Annotated in this window: 11 protein-coding genes; all 11 read left to right on the top strand. The window is 45.4% G+C overall.

The window, feature by feature from the left end:
• Positions 1–52 precede the first annotated feature (52 nt).
• The 11 genes from rpoC (at position 53) to rplB (ending at position 11,892) form a co-directional block, all read left to right on the top strand.
• Entirely contained in the window at positions 53–3,667 is a 3,615-nt protein-coding gene (gene rpoC, locus AC3ITG_RS28420) for a DNA-directed RNA polymerase subunit beta' (RefSeq protein WP_413373795.1), read from the top strand.
• 214 nt (positions 3,668–3,881) lie between these two features.
• Positions 3,882–4,130, top strand: a complete 249-nt coding sequence (locus AC3ITG_RS28415) for a ribosomal L7Ae/L30e/S12e/Gadd45 family protein (protein ID WP_024633591.1) — start codon at positions 3,882–3,884, stop codon at positions 4,128–4,130.
• Between the two features lie 152 nt (positions 4,131–4,282).
• Positions 4,283–4,705, top strand: coding sequence for a 30S ribosomal protein S12 (gene rpsL / locus AC3ITG_RS28410; RefSeq protein ID WP_056697677.1), 423 nt, complete (start codon positions 4,283–4,285; stop codon positions 4,703–4,705).
• An 87-nt stretch (positions 4,706–4,792) separates the two neighbouring features.
• The gene (rpsG, locus tag AC3ITG_RS28405) at positions 4,793–5,263 is read left to right on the top strand and encodes a 30S ribosomal protein S7 (protein ID WP_024633590.1); all 471 of its coding nucleotides are present in this window, start codon (positions 4,793–4,795) and stop codon (positions 5,261–5,263) included.
• Positions 5,264–5,310: 47 nt separating this feature from the next.
• Entirely contained in the window at positions 5,311–7,389 is a 2,079-nt protein-coding gene (gene fusA, locus AC3ITG_RS28400) for an elongation factor G (RefSeq protein WP_413373792.1), read from the top strand.
• Positions 7,390–7,486: 97 nt separating this feature from the next.
• A complete protein-coding gene (tuf, locus tag AC3ITG_RS28395; RefSeq protein ID WP_024633588.1) occupies positions 7,487–8,677 on the top strand; it encodes an elongation factor Tu in 1,191 nt (396 codons plus the stop codon).
• A gap of 436 nt (positions 8,678–9,113) precedes the next feature.
• Positions 9,114–9,422, top strand: a complete 309-nt coding sequence (gene rpsJ / locus AC3ITG_RS28390) for a 30S ribosomal protein S10 (protein ID WP_017692074.1) — start codon at positions 9,114–9,116, stop codon at positions 9,420–9,422.
• Between the two features lie 46 nt (positions 9,423–9,468).
• On the top strand, positions 9,469–10,092 hold the full coding sequence (gene rplC / locus AC3ITG_RS28385; protein WP_024633587.1) for a 50S ribosomal protein L3: 624 nt from the start codon (positions 9,469–9,471) through the stop codon (positions 10,090–10,092).
• 25 nt (positions 10,093–10,117) lie between these two features.
• The gene (gene rplD, locus AC3ITG_RS28380) at positions 10,118–10,741 is read left to right on the top strand and encodes a 50S ribosomal protein L4 (RefSeq protein ID WP_063567425.1); all 624 of its coding nucleotides are present in this window, start codon (positions 10,118–10,120) and stop codon (positions 10,739–10,741) included.
• The gene (rplW, locus tag AC3ITG_RS28375) at positions 10,741–11,031 is read left to right on the top strand and encodes a 50S ribosomal protein L23 (protein WP_024633586.1); all 291 of its coding nucleotides are present in this window, start codon (positions 10,741–10,743) and stop codon (positions 11,029–11,031) included. The genes rplD and rplW overlap by 1 nt, the downstream gene beginning before the upstream one ends.
• 30 nt (positions 11,032–11,061) lie before the next feature.
• The gene (rplB, locus tag AC3ITG_RS28370) at positions 11,062–11,892 is read left to right on the top strand and encodes a 50S ribosomal protein L2 (protein ID WP_024633585.1); all 831 of its coding nucleotides are present in this window, start codon (positions 11,062–11,064) and stop codon (positions 11,890–11,892) included.
• Positions 11,893–11,902: the final 10 nt, after the last annotated feature.

Genomic DNA, 11,902 nt, shown 5'->3' with positions numbered 1-11,902 from the left:
GCCGGAGGGGGCGTAACCTAGAATACAGGACTTGGTTAAGGAGGGTTGCTCCTTGTTGGACGTCAACAATTTCGAATACATGAAGATCGGGCTTGCTTCCCCAGAAAAAATTCGTTCTTGGTCCCGCGGAGAAGTGAAAAAACCGGAAACGATCAACTATCGTACGTTGAAACCGGAAAAAGAAGGGCTGTTCTGCGAAAAGATTTTTGGCCCTACAAAAGACTGGGAATGTCATTGCGGTAAATACAAACGCGTGCGTTATAAAGGCGTTGTCTGTGATCGTTGTGGCGTTGAAGTCACACGTGCGAAAGTACGCCGCGAACGGATGGGCCATATTGAGCTCGCTGCTCCGGTATCGCATATCTGGTACTTCAAAGGTATTCCGAGCCGCATGGGTCTCGCTCTGGATATGTCTCCAAGATCTCTCGAGGAGATTATTTATTTTGCATCATATGTAGTAACTGATCCAGGAGAAACTCCACTGGAGAAAAAACAGCTGTTGTCCGAGAAAGAATACCGCAGCTACCGTGAGAAATACGGATATGGATTCCACGCTGGCATGGGTGCAGAAGCGGTTAAGAAACTGCTTCAAGACATTGATGTGGATAAAGAGCTTGAATTCCTGAAGGAAGAGCTCCGCACTGCACAAGGACAACGTCGTAACCGTGCAATCAAACGTCTGGAAGTTATTGAAGCGTTCCGCAACTCGGGTAATAAACCTGAGTGGATGATCATGGATGTACTTCCTGTTATCCCACCGGAACTTCGTCCAATGGTACAGCTGGATGGTGGACGTTTTGCAACGTCTGACCTGAATGACCTGTATCGCCGTGTAATCAACCGGAACAATCGTCTGAAACGTTTGCTTGACTTGGGCGCGCCAGACATTATCGTGCAAAATGAAAAACGGATGCTGCAGGAAGCTGTTGACGCATTGATCGACAACGGCCGTCGTGGACGCCCTGTAACGGGTCCTGGTAACCGTCCTTTGAAATCCCTCAGCCACATGCTGAAAGGTAAACAAGGACGTTTCCGTCAGAACTTGCTCGGTAAACGGGTTGACTATTCCGGTCGTTCCGTTATCGTAGTTGGACCTTACCTGAAAATGTATCAGTGTGGTCTGCCTAAAGATATGGCACTTGAACTGTTCAAGCCTTTTGTTATGAAAGAGCTTGTAAATAAAGGGCTTGCCCACAACATCAAGAGCGCTAAACGTAAAGTTGAGCGTGTAAGTCCTGAAGTATGGGATGTTCTTGAAGAAGTAATTAAGGAGCACCCGGTTCTGCTGAACCGTGCCCCTACGCTTCACAGACTCGGTATTCAAGCGTTTGAACCGATTCTCGTTGAAGGTAAAGCGATCCGTCTTCACCCGCTCGTATGTACGGCATACAATGCCGACTTTGACGGTGACCAAATGGCCGTGCACGTTCCATTGTCCGCTGAAGCTCAAGCGGAAGCACGTATCCTGATGCTTGCATCAGGCAACATTTTGAACCCGAAAGACGGTAAACCGGTTGTTACCCCTTCCCAGGATATGGTGCTTGGTTCTTACTACCTGACTATGGACAACAAGGAAGAAAAGGGAACAGGCATGATCTTGCGTACGGTTAACGAAGCTGTATCCGCGTATCAACGTGGTACTGCTGGTTTGCATGCACGTGTAGCGATTCCGGTTAAAGCACTTGGCAAAACAATCTTTACTGATGAACAGCAAGATGCAATGTTGCTGACTACGATCGGCAAAATCATCTTTAACGAAATCTTCCCGGCAAGCTTCCCTTACATCAATGATGCAACTCGTGCGAACCTGTACCAAGGTACTGCAGAGCATTCATTTGTTTATGAGAAGGGTGCTGACCTTAGAGAAGCAATCATGAACGCTCCTCTGGCTGGTGGCGTCGGCAAAGAATATCTCGGTTCTATCATCGCACGTTGTTTTGAAATTTATCACACAACGGAAACAGCCGTTATTTTGGATAAAATCAAACAACTCGGATTCACATACTCCACTCGTGCCGGTATCACGGTAGCGGTGTCGGATGTTATCGTTCCACCTGAGAAATTTGAAATTCTTAGACAGTCTGAGGAAAAAGCACAGATCGTTACGAATCAGTACCGTCGTGGTCTGATCACGAATGAAGAGCGCTATGACCGTATCATTGATATCTGGTCAAAATCCAAAGATGACATCACTGAAATTCTGATGAAGTCCATGGATCGTTATAACTCCATCATGATGATGGTGGATTCCAAAGCACGGGGTAACAAATCGCAAATTACCCAATTGGGCGGTATGCGTGGTCTGATGGCCAACCCATCCGGTCGAATCATTGAACTCCCAATCAAATCAAACTTCCGTGAAGGTCTGACGGTACTCGAGTACTTCATCTCGACTCACGGTGCGCGTAAAGGTTTGGCGGATACGGCTCTGCGTACAGCGGATTCAGGTTACTTGACTCGTCGTCTCGTAGACGTAGCGCAAGACGTAATCGTGCGTGATGATGATTGTGGTACAGATAAAGGCTTTACAGTAAGTCGTATCCAGGATGGTAAAGAGGTTATTGAAGATCTCTACGACCGTATTGAAGGTAGATACTGCTTCGAGACATTACGTCATCCGGAAACGAAAGAAATTATTGTAGGTCGCAATGAATTGATTGACTCCGACAAAGCAGAGGCTATCATCGAAGCAGGCATAACCAAATTGCAAATCCGCTCTGTACTCAGCTGCCGTGCAAGTCATGGTGTCTGCAAGAAGTGTTATGGTCGCAACTTGGCGACAGGTAAACACGTGGAGATCGGTGAAGCAGTTGGGATTATTGCAGCACAGTCCATTGGTGAACCAGGAACACAGCTTACAATGCGTACTTTCCACACCGGTGGTGTAGCCGGAGACGATATTACGCAAGGTTTGCCACGTATCCAAGAGTTGTTTGAAGCTCGTAATCCTAAGGGTCAAGCAACGATTAGTGAGATTGATGGTGTGGTTAAAGAGATTCGCGAGACGAAAGATCGTCGTGAAATCGAAATTCAAGGTGAAGCGGAATCCAAAGTATACGCCGTTACCTACGGTTCCCGTGTGCGTGTAAGCGAAGGCATGGAAATTGAAGCGGGTGACGAGTTGACAGACGGTTCCATCGATCCAAAAGAAATGCTGCGCATTAAAGGCATACGTGGCGTACAAAACTACATTTTGCAGGAAGTACAACGCGTATATCGTAACCAAGGCGTAGAAATAAATGATAAACACGTTGAAGTTATGATCCGTCAAATGCTGCGTAAAATCCGCATCGTCGATGCAGGAGATACAACGCTGTTGCCAGGATCGTTCGTTGATATGCATGAGTACGAAAGAGCTAACAAAACAGCGATTCTGAGTGATAAAGAGCCAGCGGTTGCAAAACCAATTCTGCTCGGTATTACGAAAGCATCCTTGGAAACAGACTCCTTCCTCTCGGCGGCTTCGTTCCAAGAGACTACACGTGTACTGACAGATGCAGCGATCAAAGGTAAAGTCGATCAGTTGCTCGGTCTGAAAGAGAATGTAATCATCGGTAAACTGATTCCTGCAGGTACAGGTATGCACCGTTACCGCAGCATCAAATTTGCTGAGCCGGAAGATGGCCAATCTTCGGTAGAAGAACTTGAGCCAGTTTCGGTTGATTAAGATATTTCACTAGATTCATCCTTATTATAAGGGTGAACTAAAGTTTTGTACGCCGGGAGGCGACGGCTGTTTCATACAGAAGGGCGTTCCCGGCGAGGCAAAACTTTAAATGAAATATTTTAGGATTAGCATTGACATTGCTTGCGTTAGATGCTAATATATCAAAGGTGCGTGAGTAGCTGATTGTATTTGGTCCTATTCGGAGGAATGAACAATGTCTAATGAAAAAGGTCTGCAAGATGCTCATGTCAAAATAGGTACCAAACAGACCACGCGGATGGTTCAGACAGGTATGGCTTCTGAAGTTTATGTGGCTGAAGATTGTGATCCGCAGCTTACTTCCAAAATCATTGCTTTGTGTGAACAACACAATGTGAAGTGCACGAAAGTGGACACAATGAAAAATCTCGGCAAAGCTTGCGGGATTGGAGTAGGAGCAGCAATGGCTGCTGTCGTAAAATGATACGGTAAGGAACGTTTTTGTCCGAGAACTTTTAGGGATTCTCCAAGGCAAAAACTTTTCATTTGTCTTTTTATGAACCGCCTGGGTCTGTGGACTTAGCGTAAGAGGTTTATAAAGAAACATGAAAAATTGAGGAAGGGGGTGGCAATCACATGCCAACTATTAACCAACTGGTACGTAAAGGACGTCAAGCTAAAGTTGATAAGTCCAAATCACCAGCTTTGCAAAAAGGGTTCAATGCTTTGAAACGTGAATCAACTAACATCAGTGCCCCACAAAAACGTGGTGTCTGCACTCGTGTAGGTACAATGACTCCACGTAAACCAAACTCTGCACTTCGTAAGTATGCCCGTGTTCGTTTGACGAACCGTCTCGAGGTAACTGCTTATATCCCGGGTATCGGACATAACCTTCAAGAGCACAGTGTTGTTTTGATCCGTGGAGGTAAAGTTAAAGACCTTGCAGGGGTTCGTTATCACATCGTTCGCGGAGCTCTTGATACTGCAGGCGTGAACAACCGTATGCAAGCTCGTTCGAAATACGGTGCTAAACGTCCAAAAGCTAAAAAAGCCTAAAATATTATAAGTAGCAGTCCTGAATATCTTCTGGGTTAATCCCAGGAGGTGTAGGATGTGCTCATGAAGAAAGAAAGGGGGATATCCATGCCACGCAAAGGTCCAGTTACGAAAAGAGACGTGTTGCCAGATCCGGTATACAGCAGCAAGCTGGTTACTCGTTTGATCAATCGCATCATGCTCGACGGAAAACGCGGTGTTGCTCAAAGCATTCTGTATAATGCGTTTAAGTTGATTCAAGAACGTACGGGTAATGACCCTATGGAAGTATTTGAAGCAGCAATCAAAAATATCATGCCAGTCCTGGAAGTTAAAGCTCGCCGTGTCGGCGGTGCCAACTACCAAGTACCAATCGAGGTAAAACCAGAGAGACGTACTGCTTTGGGATTACGTTGGCTCGTGAACTACTCCCGCAACCGCGGTGAGAAAACAATGGAAGAGCGTTTGGCGGCTGAGATCATCGACGCTTCCAACAACACAGGCGCTTCCGTTAAAAAACGTGAAGATACGCATAAAATGGCTGAAGCGAACAAAGCGTTTGCTCACTACCGTTGGTAGGATTCGGTTCACAATAATAACTTCAATTTTGAAGGGAGACCCATTTCATGGCAAGAGAGTTCTCCTTGAAAAATACACGTAATATCGGGATCATGGCTCATATTGATGCGGGTAAAACCACGACAACTGAGCGGATCTTGTTCTACACAGGACGTACGCACAAAATCGGTGAAGTACACGAAGGCGCTGCGACAATGGACTGGATGGAACAGGAACAGGAGCGCGGAATTACAATTACTTCCGCTGCGACTACCGCTGCTTGGAAAGGCCACCGCGTTAACATCATTGATACCCCGGGACACGTTGACTTCACTGTTGAAGTTGAACGTTCCCTTCGTGTATTGGACGGAGCAGTTGGTGTATTCAGTGCGAAAGAAGGCGTTGAGCCTCAGTCCGAAACCGTATGGAGACAGGCTGATAAGTACGGCGTACCTCGTATCGCTTACGTAAACAAAATGGATATCATCGGTGCTGACTTCCTGAACGTTGTATCTGACATGCGTGATCGCCTTCAAGCGAACGCAGTTGCGATTCAACTTCCTATCGGCGCTGAAAATGATTTCAAAGGTATCATTGATATCGTTGCACAAAAGGCTCATATGTACAAAGATGACCTGGGACAAGATATCGAAGAAACCGAAATTCCTGCGGAATTTGTTGAGCAAGTTGCAGAACTCCGGAACGAATTGGTTGAGCGTGTTGCAGAACTCGACGAAGATTTGACAATGAAATACCTGGAAGGCGAAGAGATCACTATTGATGAGATCAAAGCGGCCCTCCGTAAAGGTGTTGTTGATGTTAAGATCTTCCCGGTTATCTGTGGGTCCTCGTATCGTAACAAAGGTGTTCAACTGATGTTGGATGCTGTTATCGACTACTTGCCGGCTCCAACAGACGTTGCATCTATCACTGGTCATCTTGAAGATGGAACTGAAGCAATTCGTAAGTCATCCGATGAAGAGCCTTTCTCCGCATTGGCCTTCAAAATCATGACTGACCCTTACGTTGGTAAGTTGACATTCTTCCGCGTTTACTCCGGTGTTCTTCAATCCGGATCTTACGTATTGAACGCAACTAAAAACAAACGTGAGCGTATCGGTCGTATCCTTCAAATGCATGCGAACAGCCGTCAAGAGATCACTGAAGTTTACTCCGGTGATATTGCAGCTGCTGTAGGTTTGAAAGATACGGGTACAGGTGATACACTGTGTGATGAGAAAAATCCGGTTATCCTGGAGTCAATGAACTTCCCTGATCCGGTTATCGAAATCGCCGTTGAACCTAAAACCAAAGCTGACCAAGATAAGATGGGTGTTGCTCTCGGTAAGTTGACTGAAGAGGATCCTACTCTTCGTGCTCATACTGATGAAGAAACAGGCCAAACGATCTTGGCAGGTATGGGTGAGCTTCACCTTGATATCATCATTGACCGTATGCGTCGTGAGTTCAAGGTTGAAACTACCGTGGGTAAACCACAAGTAGCTTACCGTGAAACTTTCCGTGCACCAGCGCGTGTTGAAGGTAAATTCGTTCGTCAATCCGGTGGTCGTGGTCAATACGGTCACGTATGGGTTGAGTTCGAACCTCTCGAGGCGGGTACAGGCAGCCAGTTCGAAAGTAAGGTTGTCGGTGGTTCTGTTCCAAGAGAATACATTCAACCAGCTCTTGCAGGTATCGAAGAGCAAATGAAAAACGGCGTTATCGCAGGCTTCCCGCTTGTTGACGTTAAGGCTACAATCGTAGACGGATCTTACCATGATGTCGATTCCAACGAGATGGCATTTAAAATTGCCGGATCGATGGCGCTGAAAGCTGCGAAAGACAAATGTAAGCCGGTTCTGCTTGAGCCAATCATGAAAGTAGAAGTAACCGTTCCAGAAGAGTATATGGGTGACGTTATGGGTATGCTTAACTCCCGTCGTGGCCGCATCGAAGGTATGGATTCCCGTAGTGGAGCCCAAATCATCCGTGCTAAAGTACCTTTGTCTGAAATGTTCGGATACTCTACAACTCTTCGTTCCGGTACTCAAGGACGCGGCGTATTCTCCATGGAGCTTTCTCACTATGAAGAAGTTCCTAAGAGCATCGCTGAAGAGATTGTTGCCAAAACAAAAGGAACCGAGTAGTTTTCTCTCATTGAATGAAAGTGCATAAGAGTCATGTATTCTTTGCACTTCATTTAGTGAAAACATAAAATTATAATTTTAAGGAGGCCACGTTCAAATGGCAAAGGCTAAATACGAACGTAATAAACCCCACGTTAACATTGGTACTATTGGTCACGTTGACCATGGTAAAACAACTCTGACTGCTGCAATCACTACTGTATTGTCTAAAACTTACGGTGGCGCAGCAATTGCATTCGATCAAATCGATAAAGCTCCAGAAGAGCGCGAGCGCGGTATCACAATCTCAACATCACACGTTGAGTATGAAACTGACACTCGTCACTACGCTCACGTAGACTGCCCAGGTCACGCCGACTATGTTAAAAACATGATCACTGGCGCGGCACAAATGGACGGAGCTATCTTGGTAGTATCCGCAGCTGACGGCCCAATGCCACAAACTCGTGAGCACATCTTGCTCTCCCGTCAAGTAGGCGTACCTTACATTGTTGTTTTCTTGAACAAATGTGACATGGTTGAAGACGAAGAGTTGTTGGAATTGGTTGAGATGGAAGTTCGCGACCTTCTTAACGAATATGAGTTCCCAGGTGATGATACTCCAATCACTCGTGGATCCGCTCGTGAAGCTCTGCAAAACCCTGATGGTGAGTGGGCTCAAAAAATCGTTGAGATGTTCAAAGAGATCGATACGTACATCCCATTGCCTGAGCGTCAAACTGACAAACCTTTCTTGATGCCTGTCGAGGACGTATTCTCCATCACTGGTCGTGGTACTGTTGCTACTGGCCGTGTAGAGCGTGGTACTGTTAAAGTCGGCGAAGAGATCGAAATCGTTGGTATTACTGAAGAAACTAAAAAATCCGTAGTTACGGGCGTAGAAATGTTCCGTAAATTGTTGGACTCCGCTCAAGCGGGCGACAACATCGGTGCATTGTTGCGTGGTGTTGATCGTACTCAAATCGAGCGCGGTCAAGTACTTGCAAAACCAGGTTCTGTTAAGCCACACACAGAATTTACTGCACAAATCTACGTTTTGACTAAAGAAGAGGGTGGCCGTCACAAGCCTTTCTTCACTGGATACCGTCCACAGTTCTACTTCCGTACAACTGACGTAACAGGCATCATCAACTTGCCTGAAGGTACTGAAATGGTAATGCCTGGTGATAACATCACGGTTACTGTTTCCTTGATCTCCCCAATCGCGATTGAAGAAGGAACTAAGTTCTCCATTCGTGAAGGCGGACGTACAGTAGGTGCAGGTTCCGTAGCATCGATCCAAAAATAATTCGGCTTAACGCTGAATAAAGCATATGCAACAGTGTACTGGAACGAGTAACATTGTATTGTAACGAAGCTTCGGAAGAGTTCTTTATCCGACATCGGATAAAGAACTCTTTTATTATGTAATAGTTTCGGAACCTGCGTCATACGAAATGAACATCATTTACGAATGTAGATTGATTGGTAAGGCAGCATGAATATTGAAGATAAACACTGCACTAAACGAAGTCATTTCATCAGAAAAGATAAGTTTAAATGTTTTTCTTAAATATGCTTGCAATACGCCCATCTTTTCTATATAATAATGAATGTTGTTCTGTGACGTTGCGATGATGTGAGAGGTTACTGGCACACCCGGCCCCTTTGCCATGGGACAGTGGCTAGAAAATTTTCACGGAGTATGTCCGATAAAAAATTGGGCGATAGAAGGAGGGACTAAAATGGCAAAGCAAAAAATTCGTATTCGTTTGAAAGCTTACGACCACAGAATTCTTGATCAATCCGCGGAGAAAATTGTTGAAACAGCAAAACGTTCGGGTGCAGGTGTATCCGGTCCGATTCCGCTTCCTACTGAAAAACAAATCATTACTATTCTTCGTGCGGTGCACAAGTACAAGGATTCTCGGGAACAATTCGAACAACGCACACATAAGCGTTTGATCGACATCGTTAACCCGACTCCACAAACTGTGGATGCCTTGATGCGCTTGGATCTGCCGTCCGGTGTAGATATCGAAATTAAATTGTAATACAAGCTACAACAAAGATCATGTATAAAGGAAAAGAGGTGTCAACATGAAAGCAATCTTAGGAAAAAAACTCGGAATGACTCAAGTATTTACACCTGAGGGTAACGTTGTACCAGTAACGGTTATCGAAGCAGGCCCTTGTGTTGTTTTGCAAAAGAAAGACATTGAGAATGATGGCTACGAAGCAATTCAAATCGGTTACTCCGATAAGAAAGAGAAAAATGCTAACAAGCCAGAAGCAGGTCACGCTAAAAAAGCGAACACTGCCCCTAAGCGCTACGTTCGTGAAGTTCGCGGTATCAACATCGCTGAATATGAGGTTGGCCAAGAACTGAAAGCTGACATTTTCGCTGAAGGCGAATTCGTTGACGTAACGGGTATTTCTAAAGGTAAAGGTTTTGCCGGCGTTATCAAACGTTGGGGACAAAGCACTGGACCTATGTCACACGGTTCGCGTTACCACCGTGGCCCTGGTTCAATGGGTTCGATCCAAGCTAACCGCGTTCCTAAAGGCAAACGCCTGCCAGGACACATGGGACATGATACTGTTACAATCCAACGTCTTGAAGTAGTTAAAGTAGACGCTGAACGTAATGTGTTGCTCGTGAAAGGTTCCATTCCTGGACCGAAAAACAGTCTCATTAAAGTTAAAGAAACAGTGAAAAAATAACCACTGAAGAAAGGAGGAACACAAAATGCCAAAAGTATCAGTTTACAATGTAGATGGTAGCCAAGTAGGCGAAGTTGAATTGAACGATGCGGTTTTCGGAATTGAGCCGAACCAACACGTTCTGTACGATGCAGTTCTTATGCAACGCGCTTCCCTTCGTCAAGGTACCCACAAAGTAAAAGGACGTTCTGAAGTACGTGGCGGTGGACGTAAGCCTTGGAAACAAAAAGGTACAGGTCGCGCTCGTCAAGGTTCAATTCGTTCACCACAATGGAAAGGCGGCGGTATCGTATTTGGTCCAACACCACGGAGCTATGCGTATAAACTGCCTAAGAAAGTTCGCCGTTTGGCGATCAAATCAGCTCTTTCATCCAAAGTGATCGACAATGACATTATCGTTCTGGACGCTCTCACGCTGAGCTCACCTAAAACGAAAGAATTTGCAGCCATCTTGAATAACTTGAAAGTTGGACGCAAAGCTTTGATCGTAGCTCCTAGCTATGATGATAATGTGGCTCTTTCCGCACGGAATATTCCAGGCGTGAAATTCGTAGCTGCTGACGGCATTAATGTTCTTGACGTGCTTTCGCACGACAAACTGATCATTACGAAAGAAGCAGTTCAGAAGGTAGAGGAGGTGCTCGCGTAATGAAGGATCCTCGTGATATTGTAAAACGTCCGATTATTACGGAACGTACTGCTGACATGATGAATGACTTGAAATATGTATTTGAAGTCGATATCCGTGCAAACAAAACCGAGATCAAGAAAGCCGTGGAAGCTATTTTCAACGTAAAAGTGAAAAACGTGAACACGCTTCGTGTTCCAGCTAAGCCAAAACGGTACGGACGTTATTCCGGATATACTAGCGAATGGAAAAAAGCGTTTGTAACGCTGACACAAGACAGCAAAACGCTTGAGTTCTTTGAAACTGTATAATTGAATTTTTGAAGTAAGGAGGGAAACCCAGTGCCAATCAAAAAGTATAAACCAACATCCCCGGCAAGACGGAACATGTCCGTTTCTACATTTGAGGAAATCACCACAGATCAGCCGGAGAAATCGTTGTTGGCCCCATTGAGCAAACAAGCAGGCCGCAACAACCAAGGTAAAATTACAGTTCGTCACCATGGTGGTGGACACAAACGTAAATACCGTATCATCGACTTCAAACGTACTAAAGATGGAATACCGGGCCGTGTTGCTACGATTGAGTATGACCCGAACCGTACATCTAACATCGCTCTGATTCACTATGCTGATGGTGAAAAACGTTATATCATCGCTCCTAAAGGTTTGAAAGTTGGAGATCAAGTATTCTCTGGACCTGAATCAGACATCAAAATCGGAAACGCATTGCCACTCGAAAATATTCCAGTAGGTACTGTTATCCACAACATCGAGTTGAAACCAGGTAAAGGCGGACAATTGGTTCGTGCTGCTGGTACAGAAGCTCAATTGCTTGGTAAAGAAGAAAAATACGTTTCTGTTCGTCTCTCTTCCGGAGAAGTTCGTCGTATTTTGAAAGTTTGCCGCGCAACAATTGGATCTGTTGGTAACCAAGACCACGAGCTCATCAAAATCGGTAAAGCCGGTCGTAGCCGTTGGTTGGGTAAACGTCCTGAAGTTCGTGGTGTAGTAATGAACCCTAACGATCACCCACACGGTGGTGGTGAAGGTCGTGCTCCAATCGGACGTAAATCGCCAATGTCACCATGGGGTAAACCTACTCTTGGTTACAAAACGCGTAAGAAAAATAAAGCTTCTGATAAATACATCATTCGCCGCCGCACGAAGTAATACACATTGT

This window comes from Paenibacillus sp. GL_099_B, assembly GCF_057835695.1.
This window is presented reverse-complemented; position numbering and strand designations above follow the sequence as displayed.

What these genes read in the sequence shown, in the direction of transcription:
- rpsG (WP_024633590.1), top strand. Translation starts at nt 4,793, where the DNA reads ATGCCACGCAAAGGTCCAGTTACGAAAAGAGACGTGTTGCCAGATCCG.
- AC3ITG_RS28415 (WP_024633591.1), top strand. Translation starts at nt 3,882, where the DNA reads ATGTCTAATGAAAAAGGTCTGCAAGATGCTCATGTCAAAATAGGTACC.
- rplC (WP_024633587.1), top strand. Translation starts at nt 9,469, where the DNA reads ATGAAAGCAATCTTAGGAAAAAAACTCGGAATGACTCAAGTATTTACA.
- rpsL (WP_056697677.1), top strand. Translation starts at nt 4,283, where the DNA reads ATGCCAACTATTAACCAACTGGTACGTAAAGGACGTCAAGCTAAAGTT.
- rplD (WP_063567425.1), top strand. Translation starts at nt 10,118, where the DNA reads ATGCCAAAAGTATCAGTTTACAATGTAGATGGTAGCCAAGTAGGCGAA.
- tuf (WP_024633588.1), top strand. Translation starts at nt 7,487, where the DNA reads ATGGCAAAGGCTAAATACGAACGTAATAAACCCCACGTTAACATTGGT.
- fusA (WP_413373792.1), top strand. Translation starts at nt 5,311, where the DNA reads ATGGCAAGAGAGTTCTCCTTGAAAAATACACGTAATATCGGGATCATG.
- rpsJ (WP_017692074.1), top strand. Translation starts at nt 9,114, where the DNA reads ATGGCAAAGCAAAAAATTCGTATTCGTTTGAAAGCTTACGACCACAGA.
- rplW (WP_024633586.1), top strand. Translation starts at nt 10,741, where the DNA reads ATGAAGGATCCTCGTGATATTGTAAAACGTCCGATTATTACGGAACGT.